This is a genomic window from Flavobacterium sp., assembly GCF_039932285.1.
In the GTDB taxonomy this organism is placed as follows: Bacteria; Bacteroidota; Bacteroidia; order Flavobacteriales; family Flavobacteriaceae; genus Flavobacterium.
This window is the reverse complement of the sequence record NZ_JBDTQE010000060.1, coordinates 1-16670: the sequence shown is the minus strand read 5'-3', so window position 1 is coordinate 16670 and position 16670 is coordinate 1. Positions and strand designations below refer to the sequence as shown.

At 30.1% G+C, this 16670-nt stretch carries 20 protein-coding genes; 10 read left to right on the top strand and 10 right to left on the bottom strand.

Going from position 1 to position 16670, the window contains the following annotated elements:
• From ABI549_RS10655 to ABI549_RS10630, 6 genes are all read left to right on the top strand, one after another.
• Positions 1 to 733: TonB-dependent receptor (locus tag ABI549_RS10655; protein WP_348076437.1), on the top strand; the 733-nt coding region annotated here is incomplete at its 5' end.
• Positions 734 to 870: 137 nt separating this feature from the next.
• The gene (locus ABI549_RS10650; RefSeq protein ID WP_348076436.1) at positions 871 to 1491 is read left to right on the top strand and encodes a hypothetical protein; all 621 of its coding nucleotides are present in this window, start codon (positions 871 to 873) and stop codon (positions 1489 to 1491) included.
• Positions 1492 to 1528: 37 nt separating this feature from the next.
• The gene (locus ABI549_RS10645; protein WP_348076435.1) at positions 1529 to 2866 is read left to right on the top strand and encodes a histidine kinase; all 1338 of its coding nucleotides are present in this window, start codon (positions 1529 to 1531) and stop codon (positions 2864 to 2866) included.
• A gap of 1 nt (position 2867) precedes the next feature.
• Positions 2868 to 3173, top strand: a complete 306-nt coding sequence (locus ABI549_RS10640) for a 2TM domain-containing protein (RefSeq protein WP_348076434.1) — start codon at positions 2868 to 2870, stop codon at positions 3171 to 3173.
• 1 nt (position 3174) lies between these two features.
• Complete coding sequence (locus ABI549_RS10635) at positions 3175 to 3537, top strand: 2TM domain-containing protein (protein ID WP_348076433.1); 363 nt, start codon at positions 3175 to 3177, stop codon at positions 3535 to 3537.
• 41 nt (positions 3538 to 3578) lie between these two features.
• Positions 3579 to 4337, top strand: coding sequence for a LytTR family DNA-binding domain-containing protein (locus ABI549_RS10630; protein ID WP_348076432.1), 759 nt, complete (start codon positions 3579 to 3581; stop codon positions 4335 to 4337).
• Between the two features lies 1 nt (position 4338).
• Here the strand turns inward: ABI549_RS10630 and ABI549_RS10625 are convergent, their stop codons facing one another.
• The 8 genes from ABI549_RS10625 to ABI549_RS10590 all read right to left on the bottom strand — a co-directional run bounded on the left by ABI549_RS10625 (position 4339) and on the right by ABI549_RS10590 (position 12426).
• The gene (locus ABI549_RS10625; RefSeq protein ID WP_348076431.1) at positions 4339 to 5112 is read right to left on the bottom strand and encodes a CDP-alcohol phosphatidyltransferase family protein; all 774 of its coding nucleotides are present in this window, start codon (positions 5110 to 5112) and stop codon (positions 4339 to 4341) included.
• A 104-nt stretch (positions 5113 to 5216) separates the two neighbouring features.
• The gene (locus ABI549_RS10620; protein ID WP_348076430.1) at positions 5217 to 6236 is read right to left on the bottom strand and encodes a COX15/CtaA family protein; all 1020 of its coding nucleotides are present in this window, start codon (positions 6234 to 6236) and stop codon (positions 5217 to 5219) included.
• 92 nt (positions 6237 to 6328) lie between these two features.
• Positions 6329 to 7762 carry an HD domain-containing protein gene (locus ABI549_RS10615; protein WP_348076429.1) on the bottom strand — a complete coding sequence of 478 codons (1434 nt, stop codon included), beginning with the start codon at positions 7760 to 7762 and terminating at the stop codon, positions 6329 to 6331.
• A 25-nt stretch (positions 7763 to 7787) separates the two neighbouring features.
• Positions 7788 to 8360, bottom strand: a complete 573-nt coding sequence (locus ABI549_RS10610) for an L-threonylcarbamoyladenylate synthase (protein WP_348076428.1) — start codon at positions 8358 to 8360, stop codon at positions 7788 to 7790.
• Positions 8360 to 8998, bottom strand: coding sequence for an acetyltransferase (locus ABI549_RS10605; protein WP_348076427.1), 639 nt, complete (start codon positions 8996 to 8998; stop codon positions 8360 to 8362). Before ABI549_RS10605 ends, ABI549_RS10610 begins: the two co-directional genes overlap by 1 nt.
• On the bottom strand, positions 8992 to 10068 hold the full coding sequence (locus tag ABI549_RS10600) for a DegT/DnrJ/EryC1/StrS family aminotransferase (RefSeq protein ID WP_348076426.1): 1077 nt from the start codon (positions 10066 to 10068) through the stop codon (positions 8992 to 8994). Before ABI549_RS10600 ends, ABI549_RS10605 begins: the two co-directional genes overlap by 7 nt.
• Before the next feature lie 3 nt (positions 10069 to 10071).
• Positions 10072 to 11016, bottom strand: coding sequence for a glycosyltransferase (locus ABI549_RS10595; protein WP_348076425.1), 945 nt, complete (start codon positions 11014 to 11016; stop codon positions 10072 to 10074).
• Between the two features lie 105 nt (positions 11017 to 11121).
• Positions 11122 to 12426, bottom strand: a complete 1305-nt coding sequence (locus tag ABI549_RS10590; RefSeq protein WP_348076424.1) for an NAD(P)/FAD-dependent oxidoreductase — start codon at positions 12424 to 12426, stop codon at positions 11122 to 11124.
• Between the two features lie 447 nt (positions 12427 to 12873).
• On the opposite strand from ABI549_RS10590, the gene ABI549_RS10585 reads away from it, so the two are divergent.
• Together ABI549_RS10585 and ABI549_RS10580 are read left to right on the top strand one after the other, a co-directional pair.
• On the top strand, positions 12874 to 13368 hold the full coding sequence (locus ABI549_RS10585) for a sigma-70 family RNA polymerase sigma factor (protein ID WP_348076423.1): 495 nt from the start codon (positions 12874 to 12876) through the stop codon (positions 13366 to 13368).
• A 13-nt stretch (positions 13369 to 13381) separates the two neighbouring features.
• Positions 13382 to 14032 (top strand): hypothetical protein, encoded by a 651-nt coding sequence (locus tag ABI549_RS10580; protein ID WP_348076422.1) that lies wholly within the window; start codon positions 13382 to 13384, stop codon positions 14030 to 14032.
• Between the two features lie 5 nt (positions 14033 to 14037).
• Here ABI549_RS10580 and ABI549_RS10575 read toward each other — a convergent pair whose 3' ends face one another.
• Both ABI549_RS10575 and ABI549_RS10570 read right to left on the bottom strand, forming a co-directional pair.
• Positions 14038 to 14853 (bottom strand): lysophospholipid acyltransferase family protein, encoded by an 816-nt coding sequence (locus ABI549_RS10575; protein WP_348076421.1) that lies wholly within the window; start codon positions 14851 to 14853, stop codon positions 14038 to 14040.
• A 45-nt stretch (positions 14854 to 14898) separates the two neighbouring features.
• Positions 14899 to 15537 carry a CoA pyrophosphatase gene (locus tag ABI549_RS10570; protein WP_348076420.1) on the bottom strand — a complete coding sequence of 213 codons (639 nt, stop codon included), beginning with the start codon at positions 15535 to 15537 and terminating at the stop codon, positions 14899 to 14901.
• 103 nt (positions 15538 to 15640) lie between these two features.
• Here ABI549_RS10570 and ABI549_RS10565 point away from each other — a divergent pair, with 103 nt between their 5' ends.
• Together ABI549_RS10565 and ABI549_RS10560 are read left to right on the top strand one after the other, a co-directional pair.
• A complete protein-coding gene (locus ABI549_RS10565) occupies positions 15641 to 16072 on the top strand; it encodes a DUF4268 domain-containing protein (protein WP_348076419.1) in 432 nt (143 codons plus the stop codon).
• 65 nt (positions 16073 to 16137) lie between these two features.
• The gene (locus tag ABI549_RS10560; RefSeq protein ID WP_348076418.1) at positions 16138 to 16647 is read left to right on the top strand and encodes a sigma-70 family RNA polymerase sigma factor; all 510 of its coding nucleotides are present in this window, start codon (positions 16138 to 16140) and stop codon (positions 16645 to 16647) included.
• Positions 16648 to 16670: the final 23 nt, after the last annotated feature.

The window sequence follows — 16670 nt, the reverse complement described above, 5'->3', positions numbered from 1 at the left end:
CGATTTTACACAAACGCCAAATGCACAGTATATTAAGTTTTCTAAAAACAATTTGTTTGAAAGTGAAAAAGCATCACATTATATTCTTAATTTTCAATATAACAATAATGGGAAAACTTTTAGAGCGGAAACTTACTACAAAGATTACAGTAATTTAGTAAAATACGACACGCCAACAGCTCAGTATAATTCGGTTTTTAATAATAATGGCTCAGGTTATGCAAAAGGATTAGATTTGTTTTGGAGAGATGGGAAATCGATAAAAAACTTAGAATATTGGGCTTCCTATTCTTATATAGATACAAAACGAGATTACAAAAACTTCTCAACAAGTGTTACGCCGAGTTTTGTTGCCGATCATACTTTGTCATTGGTTACAAAATACTGGATAGAAGATTGGAAATCACAAATTGGGTTTACAAACTCATTTAGCTCTGGGCGACCATATAATAATCCAAATGAAACTCAGTTCATGAACGGAAAAACAAAATCTTATAATAGTTTAAGTTTTAATTGGGCTTATTTACTAACCACGCAAAAGATATTATATTTCTCCGTTTCGAATCTGTTAGGTACTAAAAATGTTTATGGATATGATTATAAAAACACACCAAATAGTTTGGGTACTTTCGATAGAAAAGAGATTACACCAACTGCGGATAGATTCTTTTTTGTAGGTTTCTTTTGGACTATTAGCCAAAATAAAAAAGACAATCAGTTGAAGGATTTGTAAAAGAACTAGAATTTTACAATTCGTCATCAAAAAATGACAGTTCAGTCACAATCAATTTTAAAACTATAATAATCAACATAAATTTACATCAGAATTAAAAACAAAAACAAATTTAAACAATTAAAAACTTAGAAATTATGACAAAAATTATCATCGCAATTGCATTATTTGTAACTACTTTAGTAAGTGCACAAACACAATTTGAACAAGGAATGGGAAAAGCATTCGGGTTATGGAAAGAAGGAAAAAATACTGAAGCATCTGACATGTTCGAGCGAATTGCATCGGCAGAAAAAACAAGTTGGTTACCTAATTATTATGTAGCCTTAATAAATACAACTGAAGCATTTAATCCAGCAAACAAAGAGAAAGTAACTATTTTATTAGACAAAGCCAATGCCGCTTTGGATACAGAGTTGGCCAAAAACCCAAATAATGCTGAGCTTTTAGTAGTTCAAGCCATGGCAAATACGGCTCTATTAGCGTCTAATCCAATGACTTACGGAATGACGCTTTCTCCAAAAATTAGTCAAATTTATATGCAAGCAAGTTTAATAGCTCCTGAAAATCCTAGAGTTGTTTTTTGTAAAGCCGAATTCGGAATTGGAGGTGCAAAATGGACTGGTGCCGATGTAAAACAATTGTGTGGACAAGTAGAAAAATCGATCGAGTTATTTGGTAAATTTAAACCTGAAACACCTTTTTCTCCAAAATGGGGATTAGACAGAGCTACAGAAGCATTAAAAAACTGTAAGTAATAAGTAATTCAAATAAAACAGAATAAATAAAAAAGTTATGAATAAATTTTTAAAAAATGTAATCTTTTATATTTCATTATCAATAATTGCATTTGCTATTATTTTGATTGTAAATGTTATATTTGGTTATAAAATTCAATTTAATTCACAATTATTCTTAATATTTGGATATTCTGTTTTATATACTTTTACTTTAGGGATATCAAATTCTTATTTTTTTGAATATTTAAATCAATTTTTTAATAAAAATAGATTTACAACAAAAGGCATTATAGTTGGTTTTTTAGGTTCGATTTTAATTTCTTTAATTATTATTTTTCTTTTGCATTTTTTTGAAGAAGTAATTGTAAATGGTCAGAATTTTTTAGAGTTTTTAAAAAATCAAAAAATCAAAAATTATTTTATTTCAACCTTAATTACTTTTATTATAATTTTAGGAATACATGCATTTTATTTTTATAAATCCTATCAAGAAAATAGGGTTAAAGAACAAAAAGTAATTGCAGGAACAGCAAATGCAAAATTTGAAAGTTTAAAAAATCAAATAGATCCTCATTTTTTGTTTAATAGTCTAAATGTTTTAAGCTCTTTGATAGAAGAAAATCCAGATAATGCACAACGATTTACAACTTCATTATCTAAAGTTTATCGTTATGTTCTCGAACAAAAAGACAAAGATTTAGTTTCTGTCGAAGAAGAATTATCGTTTGCTAAAACGTATATGAACTTGCTTAAAATGCGTTTTGAGAATAGTTTAACATATGAATTGCCCACAGAAAATATTAATTCAGAAGCAAAAGTAGTTCCGTTATCATTACAACTTTTATTAGAAAATACGGTAAAACACAATGTTGTATCAGAGCAAAAACCATTACATATTAAGATTTTTATTGATAAAGATTATTTAGTTATTCAAAATAATTTTCAGAAGAAAGAAGTTTTGCAAGACAGGCAAGGTGTTGGTTTACAAAATATTATAAATCGTTATGGAATTATTTCTAAAAGAAAAGTTCTAATAGAACAAAACGAAAAGACATTTAGTGTCAAAATACCAATTTTAACAAAACAAGTATCGGTTATGGAAACAACTGCAAATTATACAGAAAACAATGCTTATTACAGAGCCAAAAAACGAGTAGAAGAGCTTAAGGGATTTTATGGAAACTTAATTTCTTACTGTTGTGTTATTCCCATTTTAGTATTTGTTAATTTACGATATTCCCCAGAATTTCAATGGTTTTGGTTCTCGGCTGCGGGTTGGGGTTTTGGTTTAACAATGCATGCCTTCAAAGTTTTTGGATATAGCAGCAAATGGGAAGAAAGAAAAATTAAGGAAATTTTAAACAAAAACAATAAAACTACTAATTGGCAATAATATGGAAACTAATAATAATGATTACGAAAAATACCTAAAAGCAAAAAAACAGGTTGAAGAGATAAAAGGATTTTATGGTCATTTAATTTTTTATATAATTTTTAATTTCATCATTATCTTTATTAATTTGAAATATTCTCCAGAACAGTTATGGTTTTTTTGGACTACTTTTGGTTGGGGAATTGGACTAATTTTTCATGGTTTAAAAGTCTTTAATATCACACCATTTTTAAATAAAGATTGGGAAGAACGTAAAATTAAGCAATTTATGGATCAAGAAAATTTTAAAAATAATAAATTCAAATAAAATGAGTATAGAAAGCAGAAGGGAACGAAGAGATTTTAAAAATTTTGTTCCATCAAACGAAGAAGAAGTTAAATATGAACAAGCTTTTAAAAGGGTAAAAAGAATAAAAGGGTTTTATGTGCATTTTTTGGTTTATTTACTTGTAAATGCGTCCATAATTTGTGGTAATTATTTTGGAAATCACCGTTCAGAAAATGAAATTTTTTGGAGTTGGGAAACATTTTCAACAGCCTTTTTCTGGGGAATAGGATTATTAGCACACGGAATGTCTATTTTTGGGAGAAATATATTTTTTGGAGATAATTGGGAAGAAAGAAAAATTCAAGAATTAATAGAAAAAGAGAATAAAGAGAAATGGGAATAATGTTTTTTTAGACAGATTCTCTCTAAAATAAATACAGAAAGATGCTAACAATAATAATCGAAGACGAGAAACCAGCAGCAAGATTGTTGCAGCGTAAGCTCGAAAAACTCAATATAAAAGTAGATAACATGTTACATTCTGTAGAAGAATCGATAGCTTGGTTTTCTAATAATGAGCATCCGGATTTGATATTTCTAGATATTCAATTGTCTGATGGATTATCGTTTGAGATTTTTGAAAAAGTAGCAATAAAATCGGCAATAATTTTCACAACGGCTTACGACGAATACGCATTGAAGGCTTTCAAATTGAATTCGATAGATTATCTCTTAAAACCTATTGATGAGGATGAGCTAGAAATAGCCGTTACAAAATTTAAAGCTAATTTGCCCAAACCAGAAACAAGTTTGCAATTAGATTTTGAACAGATAAAAAAAATGTTCCAAAATCCATTTGATAAAAACTATAAAACTCGATTTACTGTCAAGATTGGACAGCAACTAAAAGTTATTCTGATAGAAGAAATTGAATGTTTTTATAGTGAAAATAAAGGAACTTATATTCACACTTTCGACAACAGAGATTATCTCATAGACTCAACACTTGAAGTTTTAGAACAAGAATTAGATTCAAAAAATTTCTTTAGAGTAAGTAGAAAGTTTATTGTTCCGTTAAAATCGATTAAAGAGATTTTGTTGTATTCTAACTCACGATTAAAAATTATTTTGCCTACTTACAAAGACGATGAAGTCATAGTTTCTCGAGAAAAAGTACAAGAATTTAAAATATGGATTGGTTAATTTAAACCTTAAAAAGTATTTTTCGAATACCAATAATTAAAAAGAGTGGTAATGTATAAATAATGAAAAAAGGAATAATATATTCAATCAAATGCATTGGAAGCATTACAGCAATTATTAGTAATTGAAATCCTAAACCATAAATAGAAAGTAAAGTCATAAACCAGTTTGGGAATGTTTTTACTTTATAAGCAGTGCTATCTAAAAAGTGAATTATCTTATCGAAAATACCATAAACTAAAGTGTAAATTCTAAATAAAATGTCCACAAGTTTTTGGCTTTCTCCAGGCAAAGCACGAGGTGATTTATATTCGAAAATTTTACTTGTTATATCACCACCAACTGATTTGTTTCTCAAGATTACATAATAATAATTGTATAAAGTTCCTTGTAATTGAATGCAAAAAAATGCTAAAATTGTCATCCAAAAAGAGATTTTAGATACATAACAAATCGTCATTAAAAACATAAAATTTAAAACAATATCAAACACACTATCTAAATATCTTCCAGAATAAGAGGGTGTGTTTTTTAGTCTTGCAAGTTCGCCATCTGCAGCATCAATTCCTGATTTTAAGATTATAAAAAAACCTGCAAAAAAGTAATGATTTTGTAAAATACAATAAATAGCTATTAGACCAGAAACCCCGAAAAGTAACGTAACATGAATAGGAGTAAAGCGTGTTTTTTTGAGAGAATTGGCTAAAAATTTCCCAAAAAACCTTCCGTAATCTGATAAATCTAAAAATTTATCTTTTGCAGCAAGTTTAGACATTTAAGGATAAAAAACAAATAGATGTGACAATATAGTCAGATAACAAAAGTAATCTTTTTGTATACTATTTATTGTATGAACAATAGTTTAGGTTTTGTTAAATATTACTTACTAAATCGATGTAAAGTATAAGTAATTGTAGCTAATAATAAAAATGCCATCGCTTGATGTGTAACTCCTAACCAAAGTGGAACGCCGTATAACAAAGTTAAAACACCAAGTGTAAATTGCACAAAAACAATTATCATTAATAAGTTTAACCCATTTTTTTGTTCTTCGGAAATCGTATATTTCTTACTTTTAAAGGTTAAAAATAATATCAATCCAACAACAAAATATGCAATGGTTCTATGCACAAATTGAACACCACTTTTGCCTTCTGTAAATCGTGTAAACCAAGAGTCTTTTTCTAGAATAATACTTTCGTGAAAAAATTGTCCATCACTCATTAAAGGCCAATGGTTGTGAATTAATCCAGCATTAAGACCAGCAACAAATCCGCCATAAATAATCTGTAAAATTATCACTACCAAAGTAATTCTAGCTAGATTTCGTAAAGGAAAAATCACTGTTTTTCTTTCAGGATAAATTAAATCTAGAGCAACCCAAAGTGTATAAGCGAAAGTAATAAAAGCAAAAGTTAAGTGTAATGAAAGACGAAAATGGCTTACGTCAGGTGCATCAATCAAACCGCTTTTTACCATAAACCATCCTAAAAATCCTTGAAATGCACCCATTCCTAATAGAATTCCACATTTTTTAAGTGTTTCAGTATCTAATTTTTTCTTTGCCAAGAAATAAACAAAAGGAATAATGAAAACTAACCCGATTATTCTTCCAATGAATCGATGAAACCATTCCCAAAAATAGATGAATTTATAATCAGAAAGTGTAAAATCGTTGTGAATATTTATTTTTTGGTATTCTGGAAATTGTTTGTATTTTTCGAAAGTTTCTTCCCATTTTACTTCGGTAAGCGGTGGGAATGTGTCGGTTACTAGATGCCAATCGGTCATAGATAAACCAGAATTTGTTAGTCTTGTGATTCCGCCCACAACAACCATTATAAATACTAAAAAGCAACCCGAAAGCAACCAGATTATTACAGATTTATTGTTTTTCATTAATTATAAATTTTCAATACGTAAAGTTATAGTTTTTAGATATTATTTATTTTCAAACAAATTATAATTATATACTAATTATTTAAAGGTTGTTAATTCACCACTCTTTTTAACCCCAATTTTTCAGCTCTTTTTAAAACAAATTCATAAGCGGCTTTATATTCATTTGGGATTTCACCTTCTAAAATAGCTTCTTTTACAGCTTCTTTCAAAACGCCAATTTCACGTCCAGGCTTCAAATTAAAGATTTCCATAATTTGTTCACCAGTAATTGGTGGTTGAAAGTTTCTTACAGAATCACGTTCTTCGACTTCAATAATTTTCTGACGTACAATTTCGAAGTTTTTATGGTATTTCTTGAACTTATTTGGGTTTTTTGTGGTAATATCTGCTTCGCACAAAGTCATTAAGTTTTCCACATCTTCACCAGCATCAAAAACCAAACGACGTACTGCCGAGTCGGTTACAATATCTTCCGATAAAACAATAGGACGCGAACTCATCATAACCATTTTTTGGACAAATTTCATTTTGTGATTTAGCGGCATATGCAAACGTTCAAATATTTTTTTAGCCATTTTTCCGCCTAAAAACTCATGCCCATGAAAAGTCCAACCTTGTTTTTTGTTAAAACGTTTTGTTGGCGCTTTGCCTATATCATGCAGTAATGCAGACCAACGCAACCAAACATCATCAGTATTCGGGCAAATATTATCAACAACTTCTAAGGTGTGATAAAAGTTGTTTTTGTGTGTATGACCTTCTATTTCCTCGACTTGATTTAAAGCGGTCAATTCGGGAAGGATGATGTCTAATAATCCAGTTTTAAATAATAGTAAAAAACCTATTGAAGGTTTGTCTGACGATAGAATCTTGTTTAACTCATCGACAATTCTTTCCCCGGAAATAATATTTATTCGATGTGCGTTTTTAGTAATTGAATTTAACGAATTTTCTTCAATTGTAAAACCTAATTGGGTCGCAAATCGAATACCACGAAGCATTCGTAAAGGATCATCGGAATAAGTAATATCAGGATCTAAAGGCGTTTTTATGATTTTATTTTCTAAATCAGTCAAACCATCAAAAGGGTCTAATAATTCGCCATAATTTGTTGTATTTAAGGAAATTGCTAAAGCATTTATTGTAAAATCACGACGGTTTTGGTCATCTTCTAGCGTTCCGTTCTCCACAACTGGATTGCGACTCTCGAGATTATAAGATTCTTTTCTGGCTCCAACGAACTCGATTTCGGTATCTTCAAAACGAAGCATTGCCGTTCCGTAGGTTTTAAAAACTTGTACTTTAGGTTTGTTTGGCAATAATTCAGAAACTTTTAGAGCTAACTCAATTCCTGAGCCTACTGCAACAATATCTATGTCTTTTTTAAAGTCACGTTTTAATATTAAATCACGAACAAAACCGCCAATTACATAACTATCTACGTTAAGTTCTTGGGAAGCTTGCGAGATGATTTTAAAAATTTTATTATTTAATGCTTTTTTATATGAAGTGTTTTTTGTCATTCTAAATTTAATCTGCTGTAAAAAACTATTTACGAATTACTTTTACTTGAGAATCATTCGTCAACTTTATAATTGTTGATGGTTTTCCCCCAATTTTATCGTGATGTAAATTTACAACATAGTCAACACCTTTTAAAATTTCTGGGCTAATATCTTTAAACGCAATTGGTGTAGGTTGTCCCGAAATATTTGCTGAGGTTGAAACCAAAGGTTTTTTCATTCTTTCTAGTAATTTGAAACAAAAGGGCTCTTTTACGATTCTTATTCCTAGAGTATTATCGGTTGCTATTAAGTTTGGCGCTACATTTCTTGGATTGTCTAAAATTAATGTAGTTGGTTTTTCCGAAATATCCATGATTTGCCAAGCGACTTCTGGAATGTCTTTAAAAACGTTGTACATCATTTTTTCGCCATTCATGAGGCAAATCATACTTTGTGTTTCAGCTCGTTGTTTGAGTTTGTATATTTTTGCGACAGCATCAGGATTTGTAGCATCGCAACCTATTCCCCAAACGGTATCGGTTGGATAAAGAATGATTCCACCTTCTTTGATAACTTCGTAGGCATTGTGTATTTCTGTGTTGATATCTTGATTCATTATTTAAGTGTAAAGTATTTTTTTATAACAGCTGGAACCCCAGCAACCATACAATTGTCAGGCACATCTTTTGTAACAACTGCGCCTGCTGCAACTATAACATTAGAGCCTATTTTTGTTTTTGGAATAACCGTTACGCTGGCACAAATATGTGTTTTGTTTCCAATGGTACAACTGCCCAAAATTTGTACTGCTGGCGAAATTTCGACAAAATCTCCAATAACAGCACCATTGCCTATAACGCTCGTTTTGTTTATTAAAGTACCTTTTCCAATTTTGATATCGGCAGTCACAATAGCATCGGTCATGATAGTTGTTCCAGATTCATATTCAATACCGAAACGACCTACTTTTGCAAAAGGACTTATTATATTTGCTGGTTTTCCGCCTAGTTTTACAAATTTTTCATACACAAATTCTCGGTTATGGGGATTTCCCATTCCTATTACAAATTCGCCACTAGATTGTTTTAAATAGTCCACGGCATCTTCATCGTTGGTTATAATCCTGAATCCGTACAATGTTTCTGGTAAATCATTACTAATATTGTCATAAAATACTAAATCATCTAGAAGATTGCATTGGTCAAAAACAACTAATAATTCTTTTGCAAAATCTTTAGCTCCTATTACTAACATAAAGTATTATTTATGGTTTGTGTTATTTTTTCTAAGTCGACTGTTTGTAAACCTACATAAAGTGGTAAGCACAAAATACGTGATGCAATAGATTCGGAAATTGGCATTTTGGTTTTAGCTACGTAGTTGATAGTATTTAGTGATGGGTAAAAATACCTTCTTGGAAAAATATTTTTTTCATTTAATGATTTCATTACTGCTAAAAGTGCATCTTCATTTTCAAAAATGACAGGATAATAACTATAATTCCAATCTGTTTTTTCTCGTATTTTGATGGTTTTTAAATTTTCGAAATTTAAGTTTTCATTATAAAAGTTGACTACTTTTTTGCGTTCTGAAAGGATTGTTTCCATGTGATTGAAAACGGCTAATCCCATAGCTGATTGTAGTTCAGATATTTTAGCATTAATACCTAATCCAAAAAAATCCAATGGACCATTGTGTCCAAAATTATGACTGTAATATAATTTTTTATGCAAATCTTTATCATTGCAAAATAGAGCTCCTCCTTCACCAGTATGAAAAATTTTGGTGGCATGAAAACTACAAGTACTTACATCTCCATAATTAAATAAAGACTGATTCTCGTAATTTACACCAAAGCTATGTGCTGCATCGTATATTACTTTTAGGTTGTATTTTGCTGCAATTTTTTCGATTTGAGTAACATGACATGGGTTCCCAAAAACGTGTGTGGCTAAAATCGCGGTTGTTTTAGGAGTAATAGCTGCTTCTATTTTAGTCTCATCAATAGTTAAATATTCTGGATCGATGTCTACAAAAATGGGTGTGCAGTTTTCCCAAACGATTGCGGCAGTTGTTGCTACATATGAGAAAGGTGTTGTAATTATTTCTCCTTGTTCTCCTAATAATTTTAATGCAATTTGCAACGGAATTGTCCCGTTGTTGGTAATAATTATATTGTTTATCTTTAGATAATTTTTTAGCTTTTCTTCTAATTCTAATGTGAGTTCACCTCTATTTGTTAACCAAATTTTGTCCCAAGCTCTTTTAAGATAGGAGTTGTACTCTTCTTGAGATGGAAGAAATGTTTGTGTTACGTTGATCATTTTTTATTTTTTAAATAGTCTAACAAATAAATTTTTCGATTTATTTCTCAATTTTTCATTTATAGCATGCTCTCTTTTTAGAAGGTTTTTTAGCACTAAATTTTCTCTAAATAATTCTATTTTAGATATATTGCTATATTTGTTATAATCTACAGATGTGATTTTGTCAATTTCAATTAAATTTAAAAAAACATCAATTCTATCGTTTAATATAGAAGTTACAGGATGATTTTTTTCTAAAAAGTAATCTCTAATTGCAATAAACATGATTGCTGTACTTTTTATCCGGTGAAGATAGTCTTTTGTAGACCAAACGCCCACACCATTTCTATAAACCGCCATGACTTCGTCAATATAGTGAATTTTTCCATGCTCGGCAATTAACATTTGTTTGAAAAAATCGCCTGCAGGAGTTATTTCATATTGAATAGGATAATTAAAAGTAACATTTCTAAACATTATAGATGGTGTATGCATAAAATTACCACTTTGTGCTAAATTTTCAATGGTTTTATAATCTTTGGGTAAGTGGGTAATGTTGTCATCAATAATACTTCCGTCGGGTTCGTGTAATTGCACCTTGTGAAAACTAATAGCATATTCTTTATTTTCAGAAAGGAAATCGACTTGTTTTTGTAATTTTGTTGCATCTGTCCAATAGTCATCACCTTCGCAAATAGCAATAAATTCTCCTTCGCAAGCTTTTAGCGTTTCTTGCGAATTGTTTAGCATACCTAGATTTTTTTCTCGTTTTATATAGCGAATAATGTTAGATTTTGGGTGTTTGGCAATAATTTCTTGAATAATTGCATCAGTTTTGTCTGGCGAATTATCGTTAGATATTACTAATTCGTATTCGAAATTAGTTTCTTGCATTAAAACGCCTTCGATAGCTTTAGTGATATATTGTTCGTGATTATATGTAATCATGCAGACACTTAACTTCATTGTTGTTATTTATTTAATTGTCTTTTATTTAAAATTGTATTGCCAATATTTAAGAAAAAGTATAAAAGTCTGAATTTAATTAATTTATTTTTTTGTTCTATAAAATTAAATTTCATCACTAGTGAAAGTAGTAAAACTTTTCTTTTTATAAGGTCTAATAATTAGTCGTCCTTCTCTATCAAAACGAATGTAGTTATACACCCAATTTAAAAAAACAACAGCTCTATTCTTAAAACCTATTAGTGAGAATAAATGTACAAACATCCAAACAAACCATGCAAAAATACCATTAAAATGATATTTAGGCAAATCGACTACCGCTTTATTACGACCAATAGTTGCCATACTTCCTTTATCGTTGTACTCGAAAGGTTTTAATGGTTTATTTTGAATGAGTTTTATTAAGTTTTCACCCAACAAATTACCTTGTTGCAAGGCTGGTTGTGCCATCATAGGATGTCCTTGAGGATATTTATCGGTTTCCATCGATGCAATATCACCAATCGCAAATATGTTATCATAGCCAATAACTTGATTGTATTGGTTTACTCGAATGCGTTCAACTTTTTCTACTAAAGATTTAGCATCAAGACCAGTAATTGCTGCGCCTTGTACGCCAGCTGTCCATATTACGGTAGCAGTTTCGAAAGTAAGATTAGAATTGGTCGAAATGGTTCGTCCATCATAATTGGTTACTCGAACGTTTTTCCAGATTTTAACTCCTAAACTTAATAGAAATTCTTCGGCAGCTATTGATGATTTTTCGCTCATCGTGTTTAATATTCTGTCTCCGCTTTGTATTAAATTAATTTCCATTTTAGAAACATCTAAATCTGGATAATCTTTTTGTAGAATGGCTTTTTTCATTTCTGCCAATGCACCTGCAAGCTCAACTCCTGTTGGTCCTGCACCAACCAATACAAAATTGATTAAGCTGTTTTTATCTGCTATGTCTTTTGTGAGTACGGCTTGTTCGAAATTTTCGAGAATTAAACTTCTAATATTGAGAGATTGTGGAATGGTTTTCATCGCCATAGAATTGCGTTCGATTTCTTTGTTACCAAAATAATTGGTTTTACTTCCTGTTGCAATGACCAGATAATCGTAATGTAATTCACCTATCTCGGAAATTATTTTTTTGTTTTGGGTATCAATTTCTTTTACAGAAGTTAGTCTGAAATAAAAATCTTTGTATTCCTGAATTACTTTGCGAATAGGGTAGGCGATAGATCCTGCTTCGAGTCCGCCAGTGGCAACTTGGTATAATAATGGTTGAAAAGTGTGGTAATTGTGTTTGTCTAATAACACGACCTGAACGTTTTTATTTCTAAGTTTTTTTGCTATGGCAATACCTGCAAATCCGCCACCTATAATGACTATGCGAGGTAAGTTTGATTGTGGAATGTTCATTTTAAGGTGCTAAGTTTCTGAAATGTAAAGATAATTGTTTATAACTTCAAAATTCGTTGTTTGTTATTCGTTTTTCAATATTTTTTTATTGAATTTATAGTATATGTACTTTTGAATTTAGAACTGATGCAGATTGAAACAGAATTGAAATTTTGGAATGCGGATAACGCGGATTAAACTTATTCTCGCGGATTTTTGAATAACAAATTTTGAATAACGAATTTTGAATAATAGAAATTGGAATGTTGATTTTTAGCCCCGATTGTAGTGGAAATCATTTTTATCGTCAGTTCGAGTTCCTCACTTTTTTGCGAGGAGTATCGAGAACAAGAGAAAAATATTGGAATGGAAAGCGGGGAAAATGTTGAAAAAAAACTGGAATGTTGTGCTCCTAATTTTTATTGATTTACTTTGTAACAAACTTACTATTAATACTACTAACCTAATATGAGTAATGCATTAGAGCAGTCGTTTGTTGGGCAACTAAAAGAAAATCAGAATATAATTCACAAAATTTGTAGGTTATATACTCAGGATGACGATTCCCATAATGATTTGTTTCAAGAAATTACGATTCAGTTATGGAAGGCTTTTCCTAAGTTTCGTGGTGATTCTAAATTCTCTACTTGGGCTTATCGTGTGGCGCTAAACACTGCAATTACTTTATATAGAAAAAACACTAAGACTGTAAATACAATTGAATTTGAAACTGGCAAGCATTTTGTACTACAAGAGGAGTATAACTATGAAGAAGAGGAACATTTGAAATTGTTATACAAAGCAGTGCAACAATTGAATGATATTGAGAAAGCATTGGTTTTTATGTATCTCGAAGATAAAGATTATACTGAAATATCTGAAACATTAGGAATTAGCGAAGTAAATGCTAGGGTCAAAATGAATCGGATTAAAACAAAATTGAAGAAAATTATTAATCCGTAAGGAAAAGAGATATATGAAAGAGTTGGATTTATTAAAAAAGGATTGGAATAAAAATGAAAATTATCCTAAGTTTTCGGAGCAGGAAATTTATGCAATGTTGCATAAAAATTCTTCTTCGGTGGTGAAATGGATTTTTATAATTAGCGTTTTAGAACTTAGTTTTGGGTTGGCTTTGGGAATTATTATGTCATTTACAAAATTTGATGTTGAAAATACAAAATTCTTAAAAAATATAGGTATTTATAATTATTACGAAGCTTTTGTAAGTGTATTATATATTGTTATTGTTTATTTTATCGTTAGATTCTATTTGATGTATAAACAAGTTTCGACTACAGATAGCACAAAAAAATTAATGATTAACATTTTAAAAGCGAGAAAAACAGTTCAGAATTATATATTATTTAATCTCATTGCTTTTGCAGTTGGGTTTATACCGTTTTTCTCCTATGTTCTAAAAATTAGTGCTGATAAAGCATCATTGCAGGCCACTGGAAAAATCGCTCATATTTCGATAAGTGTTTATATTCTTACTTTTTTAGCAATCCTAATAATTACTGGGATTCTTACTACGGTATTTTGGTTTGTATATAAACTCTTGTACGGTTTTTTATTAAAAAAACTAAAAAGAAATTTTGAAGAATTAAAAAAAATAGATCTTTAAAAAAATTAGTATTGCCACTGACGTAATTTATCTAATTCTTTTTGCTCCTCGATTATTTCAGACGGAATTACTTTCAGGAATGAAGCGTGTTGCTCGATAGCATATTCTACTTTTTCAACAATTTCTTCAATTGTATCGTTATCGTAATCAATATCTAGAGGTTCTTTGATGGTAAATGTTTGAAGGATTCCTTTCTTTTTCATTCGCAATCCTTTTTTATCAAACGAACGGCGAAAACCATCAATAACAATAGGAACAACAATAGGTCTGTGTTGTTTTATAATATGAGCTGTTCCTTTACGAACAGGTTTAAACGATTTAGTTGTTCCTTGTGGAAAAGTAATCACCCAACCGTCTGCCAAAGCGATTTTTATATTTTCGGTATCGTTAGGATTTACATCTTTTTTTTCCTTATCATTTACATCTTTTCCGCCAGCACGCCAAGTTCTTTCTACCGAAATTGCTCCTGCGTAGGCTAAAATTCTAGGCAATAAACCCGATTGCATAGTTTCTTTTGCCGCAACATAATAAATGTTTAATTTGGGTTGCCAGATATAACCTAAGTTTTTAATATTGTCCTGACGACCGCTTAAACTAGCGTTAAAAACATGAAACATAGCCACAACATCAGCAAAATAAGTCTGATGGTTAGATATAAACAAAACATTTGTATCTGGTAAAGCTTTTATGATTTCAGAACCATCTATTTGCAATTCGTTAAAACCTCTGTAACGACGGTGTGTAATGGCAGCAAAAATCCTGATTAACCATTTTTTTAGAAAAAGTATATGTCCAAAAGGATTTCTCTTAAATAATCCCATAATTTTATAAAAAATGTGAACTACAAATTTACAAAAACTATTAAGTTATAAGACTTTTTTTATGATTTCTTTCAACTCGCTCATCATCATGGCAGTAGCTCCCCAAACTAAATGCTCATTTATCTGGAAAGCAGGAACTTGAATATTTGAAGCATAGGAAGTTGACATGTTTACGGTAATAACAATTTTATCATCAAGAAACTGATACAAAGGCAATTCGATAACTTCATCGACTTCATCAGGACTTAATGTAAACGAAAGTTCTTCTTCACAAAAACCTAAAAAGGGTGAAACAAGAAAATTACTCGGCGGAATATAAACTCCTGTAAAAGCTTTAATAACAGTTACTTTTTTTGCTGCAACTCCAATTTCTTCATGCGTTTCTCTTAGAGCAGTGTGAGAAAGGGATAAATCGAAATCTTCCACTTTACCACCAGGAAAAGCAATTTGCGATGCATGAATTCCTGGATAAGAATTTCTAACTATTAATGCCAAATGAGTAACTCTATTTTTTGGATATAAAAGCATTAAAACAGCAGCTTTCTTGGGTGTAATTTGCGAAAAATCTTGATTGTTTAGTAATTCTATTCTTTCTGGTGGAATCATTTTTGCATGCGCGGTAGTCGCTGGTAGCGATTCTTTTGCTATTTTTGGCACATATTTTAAAAAATCTGAAAAATCCATTTCGTAGTTTTTAAAAACAAATTAATTTGCTGGTTTTAAATCAACACAATTATAAAGATAGATTAAATATTTTAAGTTCCAAATTCTTATACCATAATATAGTATGTATACCAAAGAAGAAGCACAACGACTAAAAAGAGAATTCTGGATTTCATTTGCAGAGAAATATCCAAGAAAATGGATTTTGTATGATACAAAAATTAAAGATTTTTCTTTTAAGTTTTTTGTAGATAATAAGAAAGCTCAAGTTCTTATTGATATAGAAATGCGGGACGCAGAAAAAAGGAAAAACTATTTTGAAAAACTGGAATCTCTGAAAAACATTCTGGAAGAAGAATATATTCAAGATTTAGTATTCGAAAATAAATATACGCTCGAAAGCGAAAAAACGATAAGTCGTATTTGGGTAGAAAAACTCGAAGTTAGTGTAAGTAATAGACAATATTGGGATAAAATATTTGATTTTTTTAATGAAAAAATGGACAAATTAGAACGTTTTTATCTGGAATATGAATCTTTTATTAAAGATATTTAAAAAATAAAATAAAAAGTTTGTAACAAAAATTATAGTGACTCGTCTTGACTATATAACCAACAATTATGAACCAAATTGAATTTATAAACCATATAAAACCATTTAAGGACAAAATGTTCAGGTTGGCTAAACGTTTGCTTGTAAGTACCGAAGAAGCTGAAGATGCAACGCAAGAAGTTCTTGTAAAACTTTGGAAAAAAAATGATGTTTTGAATGATTTTGGAAGTACCGAAGCTTATGCAATGACCATAACAAAGAATTATTGTTTAGATGTTTTAAAATCAAAAAGAGCTTCAAATTTGCAAATTGTACACAACAATTATGCTGAAAATGGAGCAAGCTTACAACAAAAAGTAGAAGATAGCGATTCTTTGCATTGGGTCGAAAAATGGATAAATGATTTGCCAGAACAACAAAAACTAATTATACAAATGCGAGATGTAGAACAATATGAATTCGAAGAAATTGCAAAAATATTAGACATGAGTGAAGCTACAATTAGAGTAGCATTATCTAGAGCAAGAAAAACAATAAGAGAAAAACTGACAAATACCCATAATTATGGAATTCAATAAAATAGAAATAATATTAGAAAAAT

What these genes read in the sequence shown, in the direction of transcription:
- ABI549_RS10615 (WP_348076429.1), bottom strand. Translation starts at nt 7,762, where the DNA reads ATGACAAAAAACACTTCATATAAAAAAGCATTAAATAATAAAATTTTT.
- ABI549_RS10605 (WP_348076427.1), bottom strand. Translation starts at nt 8,998, where the DNA reads ATGTTAGTAATAGGAGCTAAAGATTTTGCAAAAGAATTATTAGTTGTT.
- ABI549_RS10630 (WP_348076432.1), top strand. Translation starts at nt 3,579, where the DNA reads ATGCTAACAATAATAATCGAAGACGAGAAACCAGCAGCAAGATTGTTG.
- ABI549_RS10565 (WP_348076419.1), top strand. Translation starts at nt 15,641, where the DNA reads ATGTATACCAAAGAAGAAGCACAACGACTAAAAAGAGAATTCTGGATT.
- ABI549_RS10580 (WP_348076422.1), top strand. Translation starts at nt 13,382, where the DNA reads ATGAAAGAGTTGGATTTATTAAAAAAGGATTGGAATAAAAATGAAAAT.
- ABI549_RS10650 (WP_348076436.1), top strand. Translation starts at nt 871, where the DNA reads ATGACAAAAATTATCATCGCAATTGCATTATTTGTAACTACTTTAGTA.
- ABI549_RS10610 (WP_348076428.1), bottom strand. Translation starts at nt 8,360, where the DNA reads ATGAATCAAGATATCAACACAGAAATACACAATGCCTACGAAGTTATC.
- ABI549_RS10570 (WP_348076420.1), bottom strand. Translation starts at nt 15,537, where the DNA reads ATGGATTTTTCAGATTTTTTAAAATATGTGCCAAAAATAGCAAAAGAA.
- ABI549_RS10640 (WP_348076434.1), top strand. Translation starts at nt 2,868, where the DNA reads ATGGAAACTAATAATAATGATTACGAAAAATACCTAAAAGCAAAAAAA.
- ABI549_RS10620 (WP_348076430.1), bottom strand. Translation starts at nt 6,236, where the DNA reads ATGAAAAACAATAAATCTGTAATAATCTGGTTGCTTTCGGGTTGCTTT.
- ABI549_RS10645 (WP_348076435.1), top strand. Translation starts at nt 1,529, where the DNA reads ATGAATAAATTTTTAAAAAATGTAATCTTTTATATTTCATTATCAATA.
- ABI549_RS10585 (WP_348076423.1), top strand. Translation starts at nt 12,874, where the DNA reads ATGAGTAATGCATTAGAGCAGTCGTTTGTTGGGCAACTAAAAGAAAAT.
- ABI549_RS10595 (WP_348076425.1), bottom strand. Translation starts at nt 11,016, where the DNA reads ATGAAGTTAAGTGTCTGCATGATTACATATAATCACGAACAATATATC.
- ABI549_RS10635 (WP_348076433.1), top strand. Translation starts at nt 3,175, where the DNA reads ATGAGTATAGAAAGCAGAAGGGAACGAAGAGATTTTAAAAATTTTGTT.
- ABI549_RS10575 (WP_348076421.1), bottom strand. Translation starts at nt 14,853, where the DNA reads ATGGGATTATTTAAGAGAAATCCTTTTGGACATATACTTTTTCTAAAA.
- ABI549_RS10590 (WP_348076424.1), bottom strand. Translation starts at nt 12,426, where the DNA reads ATGAACATTCCACAATCAAACTTACCTCGCATAGTCATTATAGGTGGC.
- ABI549_RS10560 (WP_348076418.1), top strand. Translation starts at nt 16,138, where the DNA reads ATGAACCAAATTGAATTTATAAACCATATAAAACCATTTAAGGACAAA.
- ABI549_RS10600 (WP_348076426.1), bottom strand. Translation starts at nt 10,068, where the DNA reads ATGATCAACGTAACACAAACATTTCTTCCATCTCAAGAAGAGTACAAC.
- ABI549_RS10625 (WP_348076431.1), bottom strand. Translation starts at nt 5,112, where the DNA reads ATGTCTAAACTTGCTGCAAAAGATAAATTTTTAGATTTATCAGATTAC.